We start from the raw sequence: 21,295 nt of genomic DNA on the forward strand, positions 1-21,295 counted from the left end.
GCGAGAGCACGACGGCGCTCGAATGCGCACAGCCGCCGCCGGATCGAGTGACCACAGCCCTACCCCGCAGCCCGCAAGAGCACTGGAACATGAAGGCGCTCACGCGCACACTGTCATCCTCTGATCGCGCGAACACAGCATCACCCGCGGCCCGCGACTCCGCGACGGCGCTCGAATGCGCACCGCCACCGGCGGATCGAGTGAGCACAGCCCACCCCGCGACTCGCTGGACCACTGGAACACGAAGGCGCACACTGTCATCCCCTGATCGCGCGAACACAGCACCTCTGCGCAACCCGCGAGACCGTTGGATCGTGACGGCGTTCATGTGCGCACCGTTGCCGGCTCGTGTTCGCGGAGCCAGGTGATGAAACGTTCGGTGTCGCTGATCAATTCGCGCATGGGGCGGTCGATGGGAACGTGCGCGCCCGCGGTGGCGTCGCGCAGGACACCGACGAGCCAGCGTCCGCCGACGGTCGTGAGGTGTTTGTTGAGGTCGTCGACGCGGGCGCGAGGGCCCATGATCGCGAGAGTGAGCATGGCGCGGGTGGTGTGGGCATTGCGGACGCGGCGCTCGACTTCGGCATGGTCGAGACCGCGGGCGAGCAGTTCGTAGCGGGCCTTGGCCAGCCCGGCCGCCTCGATGGCCGAGCGGCAGCAGGTGGCGACGAGTTCGTCGGCGATGGCGGGCGGCAGCTGCGGGGTGCGGACCAGGGAGCGGGCGTCGTCGAGATAGCGGCGGACCGGGTCACCGGTCACCCTGACCTCGACCAGCGAGCGTTCCCGGCGCTGCACCTCGAGCACGGTGGCGTCGAGTTGCATACGCCGCACCGCTTCGGCGAGACGCTCGTCGTGGGTGAACACCACCACCTGGCGAGTGGCCGCCACCTCGGCGAGCACGCGCGCGAGCCCGTCGACCTTGGCCGGGTCCATCGCCTGCACCGGGTCGTCTATCATCACGAACCGGAAGGGACTGTGCGCCACCGTTGCTCGTGGTAGGAACAGCGAGAGTCCGAGCGCGTGCAGCTCTCCCTGGCTCATCACCCCCAGCGCGGCGCCGTCCACCTCGTCGACCGTCACGTCCAGCAGCACCCGCCGCGCCGTCCCGGCACTCCCCTGCAACCGGATCGCCCCGAGCTCGACATTGCTCTGCTGACGCAGCGTGCTCCACACCCACCGCGCCGTGCTCTCCAGCGGCCGCATCCGCTCACCACGAATGGTCGCGGTCGCCGACTTCAGCCAGTCGGCCGCCCTTTTCACCACCCGCAGTTCCTCCGCGTCGGCCGACACGGCACGCGCCGGATCGAGCCAGGCGAGAATCCGCGGCACCAGCGGCGACCACACCGTGTCGAGGCGGTCGAGCTCGATCCGCGTATCGCGTTGCAGAGCCGCCAATTCGGTGGACAGCCGCGCGTAGGTTTCGCGAATTTGCACGGCGACAACGTCACCGCTCGCGGGCCGCGCACCGGGCCCGAGGTCACCCTCTCGCACTGCCGGACCATCGACTCCACCGAGTTCGGCCCACACGGCCCAGCACCGCCGCACTGTCGCGAGGCGCGTGCGAAGACCGACGTTTCCCTCGCCCCGACCGGGCATTTCGTGGTCGCCCCTGATCACATCACGCACCGAATCCGGCACGGCTGGACCACTCGATGCGGTACCTCGATCCGCGGGAACAGAGGCTGCGCAGTACGCACCACCACCCTCAGCGACGAGACCCACGGCACCGCCACCGATCTCAGCTCGACCCACCGGGCCCGCGCCCGGAATCGTATCCACGTTCTTGGGCAGGCCAGTCGCGCCGTGCGCCTCGCCGGCCATTACAACGGCGACATCGCCAGCAGCAGCAGCCGCCGCATCACCCCGCTCCATCACGGCAGCATCGCCCGGCACAACCACAGCAGCACCGCCCCGCACCACCGCAGCAGCATCGCCCGGCACCACCGCAGCAGTATCACCCGGCGGCACCGCAGCAGTATCACCCGGCGGCACCACAGCAGCACCGCCCCGCACCACCGCAACAGCACCGCCCGGCACAACCGCAGCAGCATCACTACCTGCCGCCTCACCAATCGCGACGGCGGCATCGTGCGGTGATGCCTCAGCAGCGGCGACCAGCTGTGTCGCCACTGGATTCGGTTCGGCGAGTTCAGCCGGTATCGGTGTGAAGAGCGCGCGTGCGGCGACTTGGGCCGCGTCGAATTCGGTGCGGGCGGCGCGGAAGGCGGCGAGTTGGGTACTGCGGTGGGTGATCTCGGTGTCGGCGGCGGTCAGCCAATCGGGGTCGAGGGTGCCGCTGCCGCAGACGGGGCATGGGCAGGTTCCGCTCGCGGTGACGTGGTCGCGGGCTCGGGTCAGCAATTCGAGGACGCGCAGGTCGGCCTCGGCGTCGGTGGTCGCCCGGCGGGTCAGGTCGGTGGCGGCCTCGGCTAGCCGGTCGGCCGCCACGGCGACCTCCGAGGGGTCGGGCAGGGTCAGGCGCAGGATCGCCCGCAGGCCGTCGGGTCCGTCGACGCCGAGTACCGAGCCCGCCACGGCGGCCGCTATCGCGTCGAGATCGGGTTCCGGGGTGTCGAGGAGAGCGGCGACACGACGGGCGCGATCGTCGTCGACGTCGGCGAGTTCGGCTAACAGGTCGGTGCGGGACTGCCGCGAATCCTTCACGGCGCGTTCGAGTTCCAGTTTGCGCAGGCGGATGCGTTCGGCGGCGGCGGCCAGTTCGTCGAGGCCGAGCAGGCGGTGCAGGGCGTCGAACAGGTCGCTGGGTTTGCCGTCGACGAGGGCGCCGAGTTCGCTGTAGGACAGGAACGGCCGGTACAGGTCGAGGCGCTGTCTGCGGGTGCGCGGGTCGATCGGGGCGGGCGCGCCGGTGCCGCGGCGTTCGGTCCAGCGGGCGGCGGACAGGTCGGCGCCGGGCGCCCAGTAGGTCGCGATCGTGCGATCCGGTTCCTCGCCCGCGGTGAGCAGATCCACCTCTATCCGGGCCAGGTCCGGCTCGTGCAGATTGCGCCAGCCCTCCCGCCAGGCGGTGGACCGGCCGTCCCAGCGCCGGTTCCCGCCGGTCAGCGCGAACTCGGCCGCCTCGGCGAAACTGGACTTGCCGCTGCCGTTGCGCCCGACAACCAGGGTCAGTCCCGGTCCAGGATTCAGGCGCAGGGTGGCGGTCGGACCGATGCCACGGAACCCGTGCACGGTGATCGCGCGCAGGAAGACACCGGTGTCGCCCGCCTGCGCGGCGCCCTGATCACCATCGACCTCGGTGAGCGCGGCGAGCACGCATTCGCCGACCCGGTCCTCCACAGCCGGATCGGCGGCGAGCTCGCGCGCGACCACCTCGGCGATCCGATCGGAGCACACTTGCGACAACCCCCTTCGCGCCCGCGCGCAACGCGGCGACCAGGTTGCCCGGCCGCCGAGACCCTGCCGGAAACGCTACCCGATCGCCGGGCGTTCGCCCAGGGGATGCCTTGGCCCCCAGCGAATCTGCCCGCGGGAGTGGAATGGCCATCGTGGTGCCGCGGCGGGCCTCGATGTCCACCCCTCGCCCACCCCGGCGGGCAGCTCGATGAGGTGCTCACACCCGCGATACGCTGCGTTGAGCGGCGCGGGCGGTCCGGGCGAGCCGAACAGGTCAGAATGCCAGACATCGTTGTTCACGGCAAGTCCGGTAGCGCGAATCCGCCATGGCACCAACGTTTTCCAAGTGCTTCCCCGCGGCGACAGGAACTTGTCGGTGCCCTCCGGTAGATATTTCGGCGACAGAGAACGGGGGAACCGATGACCGATCGACAGCCGCGCTGGACCGAGGACCAGGTCCGCGCGCTCGCACCCGACGCGAGCTCGCTGACTGCCGCACGCAAGCTGGCCGGTCGCTGGCGCGAGACCGGCGGCACCGAGGACGCGGTGTGGGGTCTGTGCCAGGGCAGCGGGTCCAAGCCGTACCAGACGATCGTCGATCTGACCGGTCCCGCCTACAAGTGCTCGTGCCCGAGCCGCAAGTTCCCGTGCAAGCACGCGCTGTCCTTGCTGCTCAGCTGGGCCACTGGTGCGGTGCCGGTGGCGGCGGCGCCCGCCGATTTCGCCGCCGAGTGGCTACTCGGGCGCGCGGTGAAGGCTGCCACCCCGGCCAAGCCCAAGGCCGCCGCCAAGCCGTCGCAAGCGACGATCGAACAGCGGCGCGGGCGGGTGTCCGCCGGGCTGACCGAGCTGGAGGTCTGGCTCACCGACCAGATCCGCACCGGCCTGGCGCAGACGGATCGCTCGTTCAGCGCCTACGAGAAGATCGCGGCCCGCATGGTGGACGCCCAGGCCCCGCGTATCGCCGAGGCACTGCGCCGGCTGCCCGCCGCGGTGGTGACCACTGAGCACTGGCCGGAACTGCTGGTGCGCGAGTATGCCCGGCTGCACCTGCTGGTGCGGGCCCATCGCTCGCTCGACGCGCTGCCCGAGCCACTCCAGGCCGGCGTCCGCACCCATGTCGGCTATCCCGTGCAGACGGAATCGGTACTGGCCGAGCCCGCGGTGCGCGATCGCTGGTCGGTCCTGGGGATGCGGGTGAGCGAGGAAGAACGCGTGCACACCCGGCGCACCTGGCTGCGCGGTCGCGGCAGCGGACGCTGGGCGCTGCTGATAGAGCATTCCTTCGGCAGCCCGAATTTCACCGGCGAGGTGCCTGCCCCGGGCAGTGAGGTCGACGCCGACCTGCACTTCTACCCCGGTCCGGCACCGCTGCGCGCGCACTGGGGCACCCGCCACAGCGCACCCGAACCGTTCACCACCGTGCCCGCGGTCGGCGGCACCGGCATCGATGACGCACTCGACGCCTACGTCGCCGCGCTGGGCGCCGACCCGTGGCTGCGGTCCTGGCCCGCGGTGCTCGCCGAGGTGGTGCCGGTGCTCGACGAGCACGGCTGGCAGCTCGTCGACACCGACGGCATCGCGCTGCCGCTGCCCGCCGGAATGCGGCCGTGGCGGCTGGTCGCGGGCGCGGGCGGTCATCCGGTGACGGTGATCGGTGAGTGGCGGGCCGAGGGATTCGACCCGGTGTCGGTGCTCAGCGCGGGCGAGGTGACCGATCTGGAGACCGAGTTCCCGTCCGAGACCACCGCGACTCCCGAACTGGCCGAGCTGGTTTCGGCCGCGCTGATGGGCACCGCCCGCCGCGGTATCGACGGCATCCGGCTGGACGCGGCGGTCACCGACGCCGTCCCGCAGCGCACGGGCGAACCCGCCACCCGGCTACTGGACACCGCCGCGCTACAGGATCTCTACCTGCGTGCGGGCCGCCTGCCCGGCACCGCACCGAAACCCGCTCCCGCCATGGATGATCCACGTCTGCTGCTGCCACGCCTGGCCGCAGCCCGGTTGAGCCGGCTGCTCGCCGACAAGTCGCCGTTCCTGCCCGAATGGTTCGCCGCCGCCGCACCGTTCGACTACCGGCTGCCCGATGTGCTGTGTGTGCAGGCGCTCTCGGCCGCGGCGGCCGATGCGAACTCGCGCGGTCAGCTGCTGCGCATGGCAGGCCGGCGTGGCCGCTGGCTCGCGGCCCGCAATCCCGCCTGGACCAAGCTCGCCGACGAGTTCCCGATCGACCGGGAGCTCGCCGATGCGGAACTGACGGCGGCTGGAAGTCCCGCCGGCGGTACGGTCGCCGTGCCGAGCACAGACATCAACACGCCGACGATGGGCACTGCACCCAGCGGCACCGGCACCGGCACCGGCACTGTGCCCAACACCGGCACCATTCCTGGCACCAACACCGTGCCCGACACCGGCAACGTTCCCGGCTCCAACACCGTTCCCGACGCCGACACCATCCCCGGCACCAGCACCATGCCCGACACCGGCAACGTTCCCTGCACCAGCATCGTTCCCGACGCCGACACAAGCACCATTCCTGGCATCAGCACTGTGCCGGGCTCCAGCTCGGGGTCGGACGCAGCCGTAGACGGGGCGCAGTCCGGCAAGGAGGCCGGCGAACCGATGCCGGGAGCGACCGATGTGCCTGCCGGGCAGGACATCTGGCTGTTTGGTACCGCCGGTGAACGCAAGGACTGGTTCGAGCAACTGCGCCGTTCGGATGCCGCCGCCGCGCTCGCGGTGCTCGATGCCGCGTGGGCGAAGGAGTCGGGGCCGGTCAAGGCCGAGCTCCTCGAACTGTTGCGGATCGGGCTCGGTGCCGCCGACGAGCCGCTGCTCGAGCGTGCGCTCGACGATCGGCGCGGCGATGTCCGGCGAGCGGCGGCCGAACTGCTGACCCGCCTGCCCGGCTCGGCCTTCGGCGAGCGGATGGCGGCGCTGCTCACCTCGTGGGTGCGCATCGGCTCCGACGGCGGCCTCGAGGTCGACGTACCCGCCGAGGTCGACGCGCAGACTCGCCGCGACGGCATCACCGACAGCCGGGAACAACCGAAACTGCGCTGGGACACTGTCGATGCCACCGTGAAGACCCTGCACCAGGTGGTCGCCGCGACGCCGCTGACAGCCTGGACGGCCATCCTCGGCACGACCGGCACCGACACCGCGGCCGCCGCCCTGTCGATGCCGTTGCCCGCCCGCTACGCCAAGGCGATCGTCGACGGCTGGGTCGATGCCGCGCTCGCCGCCCGCGACAGCGTCTGGGCACGCGAACTGTTCAGCCGCGCGACGCCCACGGAACAGGCGGTCCTGCGCCGCCGCGAGCTGTTCTCCCTGCTCGACACCGCCGACCGGATCGACCACGTCCTCGATCTCGACGCCCACCAGCTCACCGAACTGCACGCCATCCTGCCCGGCCTGGACCATCCGTGGCCGGAACCGGTGGCCGCCCATGTGGTGCGGCTGCTCGGCGAACGCGCCCGCACCACCGCCCGGCAACCGCACGCCAGGGCCGGGGTGTACGTCGATCGGGCCCTGCTCACCGCGGCGGGTGTCCATCTGCCCGTCGACCTGGCCGCTCGGATCACCGCGCTGGCCGAGGCCACCGACGACCCCGCCTGGCAACAGGTCTTCCACCAACTCGCCCACGATCTCACCGACCGCGCGACCATGCTCGAGGAGCTCCGATGACCACGACCGACGCCACCACCACGCTGCTGCGCCCGCACGCCGAACAGGCCTTCGCCGACGAACTGGCCGCGCTGGCCCGCGTCGACGACCGGCCGCGCCCGCCCTCGTGGCGGCTGTCACCGTGGGCGGTGGTCACCTATGTGCTGGGTGGCACGCTCGACGACGGCACGGTGATCACGCCCAAGTACGTCGGCCCGCGGCGGCTGATGGAGGTCGCCGTCGCCACCCTGGCGACCGATCGTGCTCTGCTGCTGCTCGGCGTGCCCGGTACCGCGAAAACCTGGGTGTCGGAACATCTCTCGGCGGCGGTCAGCGGCGAGTCCACCCTGCTGGTGCAGGGCACTTCCGGTACCGCCGAGGAGGCGATCCGGTACGGCTGGAATTACGCCCGCCTGCTCGCCGAGGGCCCCAGTGACGCCGCGCTGGTTCCCTCGCCGGTGATGACCGCCATGCGGACCGGCGCGATCGCCCGGATCGAGGAGCTCACCCGCATCCCGTCCGACGTGCAGGACGCGCTGATCACCGTGCTGTCGGAGAAGACGCTGCCGGTGCCCGAGCTCGGCGCGGAAGTGCAGGCGGCCAAGGGCTTCAATGTGATCGCGACTGCCAATGATCGCGACCGTGGCGTCAACGATCTGTCCTCGGCGCTGCGCCGCCGCTTCAATACGGTGGTGCTGCCGCTGCCCGCCGACGAGGATTCCGAGGTCGCCATCGTCAGCCGGCGGGTCGAACAGCTCGGCGCCGCACTGGAACTGCCTGCCGTGCCCGCCGCGGCCGAGGAGGTGCGCCGGGTGGTCCGGGTCTTCCGGGAGCTGCGCTCCGGGATCACCGCCGACGGCCGCACCAAGCTCAAGTCGCCTTCGGGCACGCTGTCGACCGCCGAGGCGATCTCGGTGATCACCAACGGCCTCGCCCTGTCCGCGCACTTCGGTGACGGTGTGCTGCGCGCCGCCGATATCGCGGGCGCGGTCCTCGGCTCGGTGATCAAGGACCCGGTCGCCGACTCGGTGATCTGGACCGAGTATCTCGAAGCCGTCGTCCGGGAACGTCCCGACTGGGCCGATTTCTACCGCGCCTGCCGCGAGATCGCCTGATCCCGGACCGCAGGGGAGGACGGAACACACCGCACACATGGGGTTTCGATGAGTGAACACACAGCGGGCGAGGCCGGCGCACCGGACGCGCACCGATCGGCCACCGAGCCCAACGACGCCGCACGCGAGCAGGCATCCACCACGTCCGGCAGCGTCACTGCCACACCGTCCGGCAGCGTCGCAACGCCGTCCGGCAGCGTCGTCGCAACGCCGTCCGGGACCGGGTCGAAGCACCCGCGCGCCGATCGCCGCACGCCCAGCGAACCGGACACCGCGGGCGAACCACTGACGCGGGTGTTCGGCATCCGGCACCACGGTCCTGGCTCGGCACGGTCGTTGCGGTTGGCGCTCGAGGAGTTCCGGCCCGACGCCATCCTCATCGAGGGTCCGGCCGACGCCGACCCGCTCGTCGGGTTCGTCGCCGCCGACACGATGACCCCGCCGGTCGCCCTGCTCGCCTATGTCCCGGATTCGCCTGCCCGCGCGGCCTTCTGGCCGTTCGCGGTGTTCTCCCCCGAATGGCAGGCCATGCGCTACGGGGTCGACCACGCCGTCCCCGTCCGCTTCTGCGACCTGCCGGCGAGCCAGGTCCTCGCCGCCGACGAGGCCGACCGCGGCGACCGCACGGACCCTCTCGGCACCTTGGCCGCCGCCGCGGGCTACGACGACGCCGAACGCTGGTGGGATGCGGTCGTCGAATCCGTCCCCGACAGCACCGCTTTCGACGCCATCACCGAGGCGATGTCCGCCCTGCGCGAGGACCACCTCGGCGCACCCGGGCCGGCTCCCGGTGACGGCGAGGCATCCGAACAGGCTGTGATGGTAGATGTTCCGTTCGCGGTCGGTGGCGATGGGGACGGGAGCGGTTCGGCGACAGCCGGATTCGCTCCGCTGGTGGTCGATCAGCACACCTTGCGACGGGAAGCGCACATGCGGCAGACGATGCGGCAGGTGCTCAAGGGTGGGGCGCGGCGGCTGGCGGTGGTGTGTGGGGCGTGGCATGCGCCCGCGCTGGCCGGGCCGTTGGGGCCCGCGGCGCCGGACACGCGGCTGCTCAAGGGGCTGCCGAAGACGAAAGCGGCGCTGACCTGGGTGCCGTGGACGCATTCGCGGCTCGCGGCCGGGTCGGGGTACGGCGCCGGGGTCACTTCGCCGGGCTGGTATCACCATCTGTTCACCGAGACCGAGCGGCCGGTGGCGCGGTGGCTGACCAAGGTCGCGGGCGTGCTGCGGGCGCACGATCTGCCGGTGTCGAGCGCACACATCATCGAAGCGGTGCGCCTCGCCGACACCCTCGCGGCACTGCGCGGCAGGCCGCTGGCCGGCTTGTCCGAGGTCACCGAGGCGGTGCGGTCGGTGATGTGCGGGGGCGACGAGACCGTGCTGCGGTTGGTGATCGACGAGCTCGTCGTCGGCGAGACGCTCGGCGGGGTACCCGAGGACACCCCGACCGTGCCGCTGGCCGCCGATCTACGGGCCAGGATCAAAACCCTGCGGCTCAAGCAGGAAGCCCTCGCCCGCACCGTCGATCTCGACCTGCGCAAGGAGCGCGATGTCGAACGCTCGCATCTGCTGCACCGGCTCCGGCTACTCGGAATCGACTGGGGCACACCGACAGTCGGCGAAGCCCGCAACACCGGAACCTTCCGGGAGACGTGGGCGCTGCGCTGGGAACCGGAGTTCGAGGTCCGCATCGTCGAGGCCGCGGTCTGGGGAACGACGCTGCGCACCGCGGCCGAGGCCAAGATCCTCGACACGGCGAGCCGCGAGGACGTCACCGTCGCCGCGCTCGCCGACGCGCTCGAGCTGGCGTTGCTGGCCGAGCTGGGCGGCGCCACCGACGGCCTGATCGCCCGGCTCGAGGCGGCCGCCGCCCTCGACCACGACGTCACCCATCTGCTCACCGCGCTGCCCGGCCTGACCAGGACATTGCGCTACGGCGATGTCCGCGGCACCGACACCAAGGCACTGGCGCACGTGGCCGACGGCCTGCTGGTCCGCATCTGCGCCGGCCTGCCCGGCGCGGTCACCGGACTCGACACCGATGCCGCCGAAGCGCTGCGCGCCCAGATCGACGCCGCGCACACCGCGATCAGCACCCGCGACGACGACCACGCCAGCACCGAATGGCTGGCCACCTTGCAGCGCATCGCCGACCGCGACGACGTGCACGGCGCCATCGCCGGCCGCGCGGTCCGGCTGCTGTGCGACGCCGAACGCATCGACGACGCCGACTCGGCCCGCCGCCTGGCCGCCGCGCTGTCGATCGGCAACACTCCCGCCGCCAAGGCCGCCTGGATCGACGGCTTCCTCGGCGGACGCGGATTACTGCTGGTGCACGACCGGGAACTGTTGCGGCGCATCGACGAATGGCTCCGTGACCTCGCCGAAGACCAGTTCGTCGCCACCCTCCCCCTGCTGCGCCGCACCTTCGGCTCCTTCGAATCCGGCGAGCGCCGCGCCATCGGCCAAGCCCTGCGCGACACCGGCTCCACCCCGCCCACCCCCGCCGGCGCCACCCCCATCGACCCGGCCCGCGGCCGACTGGCCCTGCGCGCCGCCACCACCGTCCTCGGCGCCGCCGGATGAACGCCCCGGCAGCGGCACCGTGCGGCCGGCGATCCGCGCACATCTCGACGACGATGTGCCCCACCATCACAGCCATCAGCCGAACCAGCCACCATCACGAACCCGCCGGCCTGACGCCGGCCGGTCGCACTGCTGTGGTGCGCGCCGGATCGCACCCACTCCGTTCTCCCCGCTCGACGACCAGGAGCACCGCATGACCGATTCCGACGAAACCCAGTCGCGCCGTTGGCGGCTCGTGCTCGGGACCGCCGCGCAGGAACATCTCGGCGAGCTGTCCGCCGGGGCCGACCAGGAGATGGATCAGGCGCTGGCCGCGCTGTACAACACCGGGGAGGCCGGTGGGTCGCCGAAACGGTCCGGTGGGCTGGGTGGTTCGGCGCCGCGGGTGGCGCGCTGGCTGGGGGATATCCGCACCTATTTCCCGGCGACCGTGGTCGAGGTGATGCAGCGCGATGCCGTGCAGCGGCTGAACCTCACCCAGCTGCTGCTCGAACCCGAACTGCTGGAATCGGTGGAACCCGATGTGCACCTGGTCGGCACGCTGCTGGGGCTCAACCGGGTGATGCCCGAGACCACCAAGGCCACCGCGCGCATGGTGGTCGAGAAGGTGGTGCGCGAGATCGAGCAGCGCATCGCGGCCAAGACCGTCGCGGCGGTGTCCGGCGCGATCAACCGCGCCGCGCGCACCCATCGGCCGAAGCTGCGCGACATCGACTTCGACCGCACCATCCGCAAGAACCTCGCCAATTATCTGCCCGAACAGCGGACCGTGGTGCCCGAGCGGCTCGTCGGCTACGGACGCAAAGCGCAGGCGATCCAGCGCGATGTGGTGCTGGCCATCGACCAATCGGGGTCGATGGCGGCCAGCGTGGTCTACGCGTCGGTGTTCGGCGCGGTGCTGGCCTCGATGCGCTCGCTGAAGACCTCGCTGGTCGTGTTCGACACCGAGATCGTCGATCTCACCGAGCAGCTCAGCGATCCGGTGGAGGTGCTGTTCGGTACCCAGCTCGGCGGCGGCACCGACATCAATCGCGCCATCGCCTACTCGCAGTCGCTGATCACCCGGCCCACCGACAGCCTGTTCGTGCTCATCTCCGACCTGTACGAGGGCGGGGTCCGCGAGGAGATGCTGCGCCGGATGAACGCGATGAAGGAGGCGGGCGTGCAGGTGGTGGTGTTGCTGGCGCTGTCCGACGAGGGAGCACCGGCCTACGATCACGAGAACGCGGCCGCGCTGGCCGCACTCGGCATCCCGGCCTTCGCCTGTACACCGGACAAATTCCCGGATCTGCTGGCCGTCGCGCTCGACCGCGGCGATCTCACCCGGTGGGCCGACACCAACGCCCCGGCCGTGTAACCCAGCGATTTTCGCTAGGCTGCACCGCGAGAAGTTCGGTGAACGGGGTGAGGCGATGTTGCGGCACGGGGAGGTCTTCGCCGGGTTCGTCATCGAGCGGGAGCTGGGGCGCGGCGGGATGGGCGCGGTGTACGCGGCCCGGGACCGGCGGCTGCCGCGGCTGACCGCGCTCAAGCTCATGCACCGTGACCTGTTCACCGACTTCGAGGTCCGGACCAGGTTCGAGCGCGAAGCCGATCTGGTCGCCCAGCTCGATCATCCGAACATCATCACCGTCTACGACCGCGGGATCGATGAGGACCGGTTGTGGATCGCGATGCAGTTCGTCGACGGTGTCGACGCGGCGGCGGTGCCGGTCCAGCAGCTCGGCGTCGAGCGGATCGCGCAGATCCTCACCCAGACCGCGAGCGCGCTGGACTACGCGCACCGTCAGGGCGTGCTGCACCGGGACGTGAAGCCGGCCAACATCCTGCTCTCGCGCACGGCAGGCGTGGGCGCGGGTTTCGACGAACGGGTGCTGCTCACCGATTTCGGCATCGCCAAACTCCTCGACGAGACCGGCGGCCTGACCCGCACCGGCCAGTTCACCGCCACCATCGCCTACGCCTCCCCCGAACAGCTCAGCAGCGCGCCGCTCGACGGTCGTGGCGACCAGTACTCGCTGGCCTGCACCGTCTTCCGCCTGCTCACCGGCACCGGCCCGTTCGACGCCGCCAACCCCGCCACGGTCATGCTCGGCCACCTCAACGCCCCGCCGCCCTCGGCCAGCACCCGCCGCGCCACCCTCCCCCCGGCCGTCGACACCGTCCTCGCCAAGGCGATGGCCAAGAACCCCGCCCACCGCTTCCCCACCTGCACCGACTTCGCCACCGCCCTCACCACCGCCCTGCGCCGCACCCCCACCACCGGCCCCCTCCCGACAACCCCGCCCGGCCCCGCCCCAGCCACCATCCCGGCCGCCACCAACACCGCCCGCCGCCTCGACCCCACCACCCCCGGTCCCGACCGCGCTGCACAGCCGATCTCCACCGCGCGACCCAGCACCACCGGTGAGCCCGGCCGTCACAACAACGACCACAACCACGCCCCCCAGCCGGTCTCGACCGCACATCCCAGAACCCCGGGCGAGCCCGACCATCGGCACGGAGACAACGCCCCATCACCGATCACCGCCGCACAACCCAGCACCCCGGGCGAGCCCGACCCTCGGCACGGCCACGACAACGCTCCGCCACCGATCTCCACCCGCTCCGGCACCTTCGGTGAGCCCGTCCGCCGGCGCGAGCCTTCCCGCGACGGTGCCATCGAAGGCGCGGGGCCCTGGATGTTCGCCGTGGAAGGCTGCCTGCTCGGTGGGGCGATCGGGGATGCGCTCGGGGCGCCGGTGGAGATCAAGTCGCTGCAGCAGATCCGGCGGGAGTTCGGGCCGGACGGGCTGCGCAATATGGAGACGCTGCGGATCTCGGAGGAGACGCAGCTGACGGCGTTCACGGTGGAAGCGCTGATCCGGGGGTCGGTGCGGGCCAGGGCCAATGGTGTCGGTGGGGCGACATTGGGGTTGTTGCAGCAGGGGATGCTGGTGTGGTGGCGCGGGCAGATCGGCGAGGTGCCCGAGCAGCCTGCCGCGTTGTTCAGCACGCTCAGTCAGCATGCCGAACTGGTCGAGCAGCGTGGCCTGGCGAATTCGGTGTACACCGCGCTGCGTCAGGCCGCCGCACGGCGGGCGCCGACCGATCCGCTCGGTACCCGCGACCAGCCGATCAACAGTTCCAAGGGCAGTGGCGCGGTGATGCGGGCTGCGCCGTGCGGGTTCGGGTACGCGGCCGACCGGTCGGGCGCGGCACAGAGTGCGATCTTCGAATTGGGTTGTGACACCGCCGCACTCACCCACGGTCATCCCAGCGGGTGGTTGCCCGCCGGCACGCTGGCCGCGCTCGTCTACCACCTGTCCCGGGGTGCGGACACCCGCACGGCGCTGGATCGGGCGCGAACCGAACTCGCGAGCTATCCCGACCACGCGGAGACCTCGGCGGCGCTCGAGGCAGCGAGCGCGCTGGCCGCGCGGGTCGCCCGCGCCGGCCGGCGGCCGACGCCGGAGGACCTGGAAACCCTCGGCCAGGGCTGGATCGGTCCGGAGGCACTCGCGATGGCGGTGTTCGCGATGCTCGCGGCCGAAGCCCTCGGCGGCTCCGCCCATCGGATCGTGCGCACCGGACTCCTGTTGTCGGTCAACCACTCCGGCGACAGCGATGCCACCGGCTCCCTGGCGGGCAGCCTGCTCGGCGCCCGCTACGGCAGTCTCGCCCTGCCGCGCCGCTGGTCGGAAACCGTCGACGCCCGCCCGGTCCTGATCCGTCTGGCCGCCGACTACTGCACCGAATTCGGCCTCGAGCCACCGAAAGACGATCACGGCCAGCCACCCAGGTCCTGGATCGAGCGCTACCCGGCCTGACCTACCGGTCCGGCAGTCGCCCATCGAGAACTCGCAGCATTCGCGCGCCAGGTACTCCCAGCTGACACCCGAAGCGGTATCCGGCGTCATCGTGCAATCCGGCCCGCGCCAGTCGTTTTTCTGACTGTGACACGACGAATTGCACGATGACGCCGGATGCTCCTACAGATCCGCGATGGCCGCCAGCGGTGGCGTGCGCGCGGCCCGGATTCCCGGCCAGACCGCCGCCAGCACACCCACCACCGCCGAGGCGATCAGTACCGACACCAGCTGGGTCCACGGGATGGTGATCTGGTCGATGCCCATATCGCGCAGGGTGCGCAGGAATCCGACACCCAACGCGATGCCGAGGACCAGGCCGACGATGGCGCCGAAGATGGCGATCAGCATGGATTCCAGGTAGATCGTGCGACGCACCTGCGCGCGCTGGGTGCCGACCGCGCGGAGCATGCCGATCTCGCGACGCCGCTCCACCACCGACAGCGCCAGCGTGTTGATGATGCCGAGCACCGCGATCACCACGGCGAGCGCGAGCAGGCCGTAGAGGATGGCGAGCAGGGTGTTGATCTGCTTGCCCTGGGCGCCCTTGAACTCCTCGCGGTCCTGGACCTGCACCACCACGAACGGCTCGGTGGCCTTCTCCAGATTCGTCCGCATCGCGGTGAGATCGGCCCCCGGCTCGGCCTTGACCAGCACGAAGATATTGGTGCGCAGGCTCTGCGGCATCAGCTGCTCGTAGACGCCGGGATCCACCACCATCGGCCCCAGCAGCGGATTGTTCGCGTAGACGCCGCTGACGGTCAGCTCGAGCTTCTTGCCGTCGAGGCTGGTGATCTCGACGTTGTCGCCCTGTTGCCAGCCGCGCTCCTCGGCCGCGGTCTCGTCGACCAGCAGACCGCGCTCGGGCACCGTCGAACTGCCGCTGAGCATGTCGATGTCCATGACCGGGTCGAGCGGGCCGTCCGGTGAGGTGGCGCCGACCTGCTCGCCGTCGACCTTGAACGCGACCACCCGGATGCCGGTGACATCGCTGATGCCGGGCACCTGGGTTCGCACCGCGTCCACCGCGCCGATCGGCGCACCGATCATCTGCGGTCCGGCCAGCACGTATTCGGCCTTCACGCCCTTGTCGATGAGCACACTGACGCTGGTCTTGGCCGAGGCGCCGAGAATGCCGATCGCCGAGACCAGCATCAGGCCGAGCGTGAGGGCGAAGGCGGTGGCGGCGGTGCGGCGCGGATTGCGGACCGCGTTGTTGCGCGCCATCTGCCCGATCGGGCCGAACGGGCGGGTGAGCACGCCGAGCACGATCACCATCGGCCGCGACAGCGCGGGCGCGGCGAGCAGCACGGCCAGGATCAACCCGAGCGCGCCCAGTCCGACGGTCACCGCCGCGCCCTTGCCGGTGCCCTGCGCCCCGACGTAGACGAGCACGCCACCGATGACCGCCAGCACCGCGCCGACGGCGGTGCGCAGATGCAGCGAGTCACCGGTGCTGGCGAACTCCGAGCGCATGGCCTCCACCGGCGGCACCTTCGCCGCCCGCCGGGCCGGTGCATAGGCGCTGGCCACGGTGACGATCAGGCCGACGAGCAGCGCGACGATCGCGGTGCGCGGCAGCACCGTCAGCGAGCCGGTGGGCAAGCCGAGGTCGAAGGCGTTGAGCAGTGCGGAGAGCCCGAAGGCCAGCCCGATGCCGGCGGCCAGCCCGATCATGCTGCCGATCACGCCGATCACCACGGCCTCGCCGACCACCGAGCGCCCGACCTGCTTGCGGCTCGCGCCGATCGCGCGCAGCAGCGCCAGTTCCCGCAGGCGCTGGGCCACGATCATCGAGAAGGTGTTGTAGATGATGAATGTGCCGACGATCAGCGCGATGGCGCCGAAGGCGAGCAGGAAGTAGTTGATGAAGGTGAGCGCCTCGGAGATCTGTTTCTTCATGTCCTCGCGGACCTCGTCGGCGTTCTGCACCTTGTAGTCGGGCAGCCCGGCGGCGAGGCGATCGCGCAGGTCGTCGGGCGAGGTGCCCGGCGCGGCCGCGATATCGGCGTAGGCCACGTGTGTGCCGTCGGTGAACAGCTTGCGGCCCTGCGGTTCGGTGAACATGGCCGCGACCACGCCGCCGCCCTCGGTGCCGGGCATTTCGTAGATGCCGGTCACGGTGACCTCGATCGGGTCGCCCTTGGACGGGATCAGCACCTTGGTCTTGTCGCCGACGCCGAGTCCGGCCTTCTCCGCGCCGGTGGTGTTGAGCGCGATCTCACCGTCGCGCGTCGGCGGGCCGCCCGCGACGAACTTCTGGGGTTCGCCGACCGACTTCTCCGGCGGCAGGTAGGACAGGCCGAAACTCGGTGCGCCACCGGTCTGTACAGCCTTCTTGCCTGCGGGATCGAGCAGTACGATCGGGCCGTTCACGGCCGGGGCCACCCGGTCGACACCCTCGGTCTTGGCCAGCGCGTCGACGATATTGGTCGGCAGGCCGAGCGACTGCTGCGCCTTCGGCCCGACGCGCACGTCGACGCCTTGAGCCTGGCCCTCGAAGATGCTGTCGAAGGTGCGTTGCAGGGTGTCGGTGAAAACGAACGACCCGGAGATGAAGGCGGTACCGAGGACCACCGAGAGCACGGTCAGCGCCAGCCGCACCTTGTGCGCGGCGAGATTGCGCAGCGCGACCTTGCGCATCGGGTTTCCGCCAGCGGTGCGCACCTGAGTCGGAGTGCTCACTTGTTCTCCAGCGCCTTCATCCGGTCCAGCACCGAGTCCTGCGTCGGATCGCGCAACTCGTCGACGATGCGGCCGTCGGCGAGGAACACCACCCGGTCGGCGTAGGAGGCCGCGCGCGGATCGTGGGTGACGATGACGACCGTCTGCCCGAACTCGTCGACCGAGGCACGCAGGATCGAGAGCACCTCGCCGGAGGAATGCGAGTCCAGGTTGCCGGTCGGCTCGTCGCCGAAGATGATCTCCGGCTTGCCGACCAGTGCGCGGGCACACGCCACCCGCTGCTGCTGGCCGCCGGACAGTTCGGAGGGCCGGTGGTCGAGACGGTCACCGAGGCCGAGCCGCTTGACCACGGTGTCGAGCCAGTCCTGGTCGGGTTTGCGGCCGGCGATATCCAGCGGCAGGGTGATGTTCTCCAGCGCGGTCAGCGTCGGGACCAGGTTGAACGCCTGGAACACGAAGCCGATGCGGTCGCGGCGCAGCGCGGTCATCTGCTTGTCGGAGAGCCCGGTCAGGGCGGTGTCACCGATGCTGACCTGCCCGGAGCTGGCGCTGTCGAGGCCGGCCAGGCAGTGCATGAGCGTCGACTTGCCCGAACCCGAGGGGCCCATGATCGCGGTGAACTCGCCCTTGACGAAATCCGCTGACACCCCATCCAAAGCCCTGACCTGTGTATCTCCCGTGCCGTAGAGCTTCACCAGATCAAGCGCTGCGGCCGCGGTCTCGGTGACGGCCGCCGGATCGACGGCCTCGGTCCCCATGGGGTGCGAAGTCATGGTGTCCAGTCTGGCGGGCCGCGGTGCGCTGCGCCATCCGGATTTCCCCCGAGACCTACCGGATGACCCAGTCGAACGCCTCGGCCTTCGAACGCGCGCCCTCGGCGGTGCGCGAGCGGTTCGGTTCGCCCAGGTCGGCGAGCAGTTCCTCGGTGAGGCCGACCAGGCTCGCCAGGGTCGCGGGGGTGAACCAGCCGGGGCGGGTGGCGAAGAGAATGTCCTCGGAGGCGGTGTTGCCGCTGGCGCCGGGCGCGAAGGGGCAGCCGCCGAGACCGCCGAGCGCGCCGTCGACCATGCCCGCGCCCGCGGCGACGGCGGCGAGGGTGTTGGCCACGCCCATGCCCCAGGTGTCGTGACCGTGGAAGACGATGCGCCGCGGCGGCGTGCTCGCGCGCACAGCGGCGACCAGCGCGCCGACCTGGCCGGGATGGGCCTGGCCGAGGGTGTCGGCCAGGACGATGTCGACGGCGCCCTCGGTGCGCGGGTCACGGGCGATCCCCAACACGCGCTCGGGGTCGACCGGTCCGTCGAACGGGCAGGTGAAGGTGGTGGCCAGGCACAGCTGGAGCTGCCCGCCCGCCTGCTCGGCGAGCCGGATCGCGTCGGGCATCGCGGCGACCGAGGCCTCGGTGTCACGGCCGATATTGGCCTTGTTGTGTGCGTCGGAAACCGAGAAGCAGTACTGGAAATTGCGCGCGCCCGCCGCCGCGGCCTTCTCGATATGGCGCGGCGTGGCCACCCAGACCCAGCATTTCGCCAGCTCGTCGGGGGTGAGCGCGGCGATCAGGTCGAGCGAGTTGGCCATCGGCGGGACCAGGTCGGGGCGGGCCATCGACCCGATCTCCAGCGCGGGCACCCCCGCGGCCAGCAGCCGCCGGACCACGTCGACCTTCTGTTCGGTGGGCAGCACCTTGCCGGTGAGCTGCAACCCGTCGCGCAGGGTGACATCGCGCAGCAGCGGCGCTGTCATCGGCGCTGCTCCGGCTCCTGATGCGGCACACACATCACGCCGCCGCAGGGCTTGTCACCGACACTGGCCGGGGTGGGGTGCACGGTCGGGCGCACGTGGCCGGGGCCGCGCGGTTCCCATTTGCTGCGCACCGGCGGGCGGCGCCTGCCGTGTACTCGCCTCGTCACGATGCCTCCAGCGCGTCGATCTGGTCCTCGGTCATTCCGAGCAACCCGCCGAGCACGTCTCTGGTGTGCTCGCCGAGGTCGGGGCCGACATTCCGGATCGGCAACGACTCGCCCCCGATGACCGGGACGATGCCGGGGAAACCCACCTGCTTGGGTTCGGGCTCGCCCACGTCGACGGGGAACGTCTGGATCATATTGCGTGCCCGATATTGCTCGTCGGCCACGATGTCGGCGGCGGTGTAGATGGGGCCGCAGGGGATGGCCGCGGCGTCGAGCAGCTTCAGCGCCTCGTCGCGGGTGCGCTGGATCGTCCACTCCGCGATCGAGGCGTCCAGCCGTTCCCGATTCCGCCAGCGCCCCGCGTTGTCGGCCAGTTCCGGGTCGACAGCAAGGTCGGCACGGCCGATGACCTGCATGTATCGCTGGAAGATGGCGTCGCCGTTGCCGCCGATGATGATGCTGTAGCCGTCGCTGGTCGGGTAGGCGTTGCTCGGGGCGATGCCCTCCATCCGCCCGCCGACCCGCTCGCGGTTGATGCCGTAGGCGAGATGGTCCGGGACCAGCGACTCCATCACCGACAGGATCGACTCGTTGAGCGCCACATCGATGATCCGCTCGGCCTGCGGCACCGGCCCGCTGACCCGTTCCCGCTGGAACAAGGCCATCACCGTGCCGAACGCGGCGTAGATGCCCGCGATCGAGTCACCGATCGACACCCCCACCCGCACCGGCGGACGGTCCGGGTCACCGACGAGCTCGCGCAGCCCACCCAACGCTTCGGCGACCGCGGCGAACCCCGGCCGCGCGGCCATCGGCCCGGTCTGCCCGTACGCCGAGATCCGGGTGATCACCAGTTCCGGATTGGCCGCCTCGAGCACCTCCGGCCCGAGCCCCCACTTCTCCAGCATTCCCGGCCGGAAGTTCTCCAGCAGCACATCGCACTGCTTCAGCAGCTCGAGCACCACCGCCCGCCCCGCCTCGGTCCGCAGATCCAGCACGATCGACTTCTTGTTGCGGTTGACGGTCCGGTACAGCATGGAGGTATCGCCCCCGTACAACCGCCAATTCCGTAACTCGTCGCCCGTCCCCGGCCGCTCCACCTTGATCACCTCGGCACCGAAGTCGCCGAGAATCCGCCCAGCGGTGGGCGCGGCAACATAGTTACCGAGTTCCAGGACGCGAACACCATCCAGCGGCCGAATACTCATGCAGAGAGTATGGCGGCTGGTACCAACGGGGAGTACGCGCCACCTACCAACACTCCCAGCCCCGCACATCCCGACTGAGGAGGGATCACACTACTTCTCGCAGGTAGGCGAGGTCGTCGGCGACACCGTCGACCGGGGTCTCCAGGATGACCGGGGCGCCCGCGGTGCGGCAGACCTCGGCCAGCAACTGCGGGTCGATGGTGCCGTCGGCGAAGTTGGCGTGCCGGTCGGCGCCGGAGTCGAACTCGTCGCGCGAGGAGTTCAGGTGCACCAGGTCGATGCGGCCGGTGATGGCTTTGATCCGTTCGACGACGCCGACCAGTTCCTCCCCGCCCGCCCAGGCGTGGCAGGTGTCGAGGCAGAAGCCCGCGCCGTAGTCGCCGACGGCGTCCCAGAGCCGGGCGATGGAGTCGAAGTGGCGGGCCATCGCGTGATTGCCGCCCGCGGTGTTCTCGATCAGGATCGGGACGGCGAATCCGCCCTTGTCCTGCTGGCGTTCGAAGAGCTTGCGCCAGTTGTCGATTCCGGTGTCGAGTTCGGCGTCGGAACGCACGTGTCCGCCGTGCACGACCAGGCCGAACGCGCCGAGCTCGGCGGCGGCCTTCGCCTGCTGGGCCACCGCGTTGCGTGATGGCATGCGCAGCCGGTTGTTCAGGCTGGCGACATTGATCTGATAGGACGAGTGCACGACGACATCGATCGGACTGGCCAGGATCTCGGCGGCCCTGGGGTGCGGCTGGGGTTTGTCCCAGCTCTGCGGGTCGACCACGAACAGCTGGATGACCTCGGCGCCGAGCTTCTCGCCGAAGCCGATCGGATCGCCCTCATCACGAACGTGTGCTCCAATGCGCATAGGCAAGACCCTAGACCCCGGCACCGACAGGATTCGGTGGCATGTTGCACTCGCGGGGCCC

The 21,295-nt window shown here is 70.7% G+C and carries 12 protein-coding genes; 5 read left to right on the forward strand and 7 right to left on the reverse strand.

From position 1 onward, the window contains the following. Positions 1 to 324: 324 nt before the first annotated feature. Positions 325 to 3,357: an AAA family ATPase gene (locus tag ACFXK0_RS02725; protein ID WP_379407941.1), complete on the reverse strand. Its 3,033-nt coding sequence runs from the start codon at positions 3,355 to 3,357 to the stop codon at positions 325 to 327. Positions 3,358 to 3,777: 420 nt separating this feature from the next. Here ACFXK0_RS02725 and ACFXK0_RS02730 point away from each other — a divergent pair, with 420 nt between their 5' ends. From ACFXK0_RS02730 to ACFXK0_RS02750, 5 genes are all read left to right on the forward strand, one after another. Then, the gene (locus tag ACFXK0_RS02730) at positions 3,778 to 7,047 is read left to right on the forward strand and encodes a DUF5691 domain-containing protein (RefSeq protein ID WP_379407942.1); all 3,270 of its coding nucleotides are present in this window, start codon (positions 3,778 to 3,780) and stop codon (positions 7,045 to 7,047) included. Then, positions 7,044 to 8,141, forward strand: a complete 1,098-nt coding sequence (locus tag ACFXK0_RS02735) for an AAA family ATPase (protein WP_379407944.1) — start codon at positions 7,044 to 7,046, stop codon at positions 8,139 to 8,141. Before ACFXK0_RS02730 ends, ACFXK0_RS02735 begins: the two co-directional genes overlap by 4 nt. 48 nt (positions 8,142 to 8,189) lie before the next feature. Beyond that, the gene (locus ACFXK0_RS02740) at positions 8,190 to 10,730 is read left to right on the forward strand and encodes a DUF5682 family protein (protein WP_379407945.1); all 2,541 of its coding nucleotides are present in this window, start codon (positions 8,190 to 8,192) and stop codon (positions 10,728 to 10,730) included. A gap of 193 nt (positions 10,731 to 10,923) precedes the next feature. Further along, the gene (locus tag ACFXK0_RS02745; RefSeq protein WP_379407947.1) at positions 10,924 to 12,087 is read left to right on the forward strand and encodes a VWA domain-containing protein; all 1,164 of its coding nucleotides are present in this window, start codon (positions 10,924 to 10,926) and stop codon (positions 12,085 to 12,087) included. A 55-nt stretch (positions 12,088 to 12,142) separates the two neighbouring features. Then, positions 12,143 to 14,539: an ADP-ribosylglycohydrolase family protein gene (locus tag ACFXK0_RS02750; protein ID WP_379407948.1), complete on the forward strand. Its 2,397-nt coding sequence runs from the start codon at positions 12,143 to 12,145 to the stop codon at positions 14,537 to 14,539. Between the two features lie 162 nt (positions 14,540 to 14,701). On the opposite strand, the gene ACFXK0_RS02755 is transcribed toward ACFXK0_RS02750, so the two are convergent. The 6 genes from ACFXK0_RS02755 to ACFXK0_RS02780 form a co-directional block, all read right to left on the reverse strand. Next, positions 14,702 to 17,221 carry an ABC transporter permease gene (locus ACFXK0_RS02755; RefSeq protein WP_379408073.1) on the reverse strand — a complete coding sequence of 840 codons (2,520 nt, stop codon included), beginning with the start codon at positions 17,219 to 17,221 and terminating at the stop codon, positions 14,702 to 14,704. A gap of 38 nt (positions 17,222 to 17,259) precedes the next feature. Further along, entirely contained in the window at positions 17,260 to 18,036 is a 777-nt protein-coding gene (locus ACFXK0_RS02760) for an ABC transporter ATP-binding protein (RefSeq protein WP_379407949.1), read from the reverse strand. A 55-nt stretch (positions 18,037 to 18,091) separates the two neighbouring features. Continuing rightward, a complete protein-coding gene (locus ACFXK0_RS02765) occupies positions 18,092 to 19,006 on the reverse strand; it encodes a hydroxymethylglutaryl-CoA lyase (protein WP_379407950.1) in 915 nt (304 codons plus the stop codon). Beyond that, positions 19,003 to 19,173, reverse strand: a complete 171-nt coding sequence (locus ACFXK0_RS02770; RefSeq protein WP_336085865.1) for a hypothetical protein — start codon at positions 19,171 to 19,173, stop codon at positions 19,003 to 19,005. Before ACFXK0_RS02770 ends, ACFXK0_RS02765 begins: the two co-directional genes overlap by 4 nt. Next, entirely contained in the window at positions 19,170 to 20,381 is a 1,212-nt protein-coding gene (locus tag ACFXK0_RS02775) for a CaiB/BaiF CoA transferase family protein (RefSeq protein WP_379407952.1), read from the reverse strand. The genes ACFXK0_RS02770 and ACFXK0_RS02775 overlap by 4 nt, the downstream gene beginning before the upstream one ends. Positions 20,382 to 20,466: 85 nt before the next feature. After that, positions 20,467 to 21,234: a deoxyribonuclease IV gene (locus ACFXK0_RS02780; RefSeq protein ID WP_379407953.1), complete on the reverse strand. Its 768-nt coding sequence runs from the start codon at positions 21,232 to 21,234 to the stop codon at positions 20,467 to 20,469. Positions 21,235 to 21,295 lie beyond the last annotated feature (61 nt).

The sequence above is a fragment of the Nocardia sp. NPDC059177 genome, assembly GCF_042755165.1.
GTDB lineage: Bacteria > Actinomycetota > Actinomycetes > Mycobacteriales > Mycobacteriaceae > Nocardia.

Excerpts from the sequence above, each read along its gene's own strand:
- ACFXK0_RS02740 (WP_379407945.1), top strand. The coding sequence starts at position 8,190 with ATGAGTGAACACACAGCGGGCGAGGCCGGCGCACCGGACGCGCACCGA.
- ACFXK0_RS02765 (WP_379407950.1), bottom strand. The coding sequence starts at position 19,006 with ATGACAGCGCCGCTGCTGCGCGATGTCACCCTGCGCGACGGGTTGCAG.
- ACFXK0_RS02760 (WP_379407949.1), bottom strand. The coding sequence starts at position 18,036 with ATGACTTCGCACCCCATGGGGACCGAGGCCGTCGATCCGGCGGCCGTC.
- ACFXK0_RS02730 (WP_379407942.1), top strand. The coding sequence starts at position 3,778 with ATGACCGATCGACAGCCGCGCTGGACCGAGGACCAGGTCCGCGCGCTC.
- ACFXK0_RS02780 (WP_379407953.1), bottom strand. The coding sequence starts at position 21,234 with ATGCGCATTGGAGCACACGTTCGTGATGAGGGCGATCCGATCGGCTTC.
- ACFXK0_RS02750 (WP_379407948.1), top strand. The coding sequence starts at position 12,143 with ATGTTGCGGCACGGGGAGGTCTTCGCCGGGTTCGTCATCGAGCGGGAG.
- ACFXK0_RS02775 (WP_379407952.1), bottom strand. The coding sequence starts at position 20,381 with ATGAGTATTCGGCCGCTGGATGGTGTTCGCGTCCTGGAACTCGGTAAC.
- ACFXK0_RS02735 (WP_379407944.1), top strand. The coding sequence starts at position 7,044 with ATGACCACGACCGACGCCACCACCACGCTGCTGCGCCCGCACGCCGAA.
- ACFXK0_RS02745 (WP_379407947.1), top strand. The coding sequence starts at position 10,924 with ATGACCGATTCCGACGAAACCCAGTCGCGCCGTTGGCGGCTCGTGCTC.
- ACFXK0_RS02755 (WP_379408073.1), bottom strand. The coding sequence starts at position 17,221 with ATGCGCAAGGTCGCGCTGCGCAATCTCGCCGCGCACAAGGTGCGGCTG.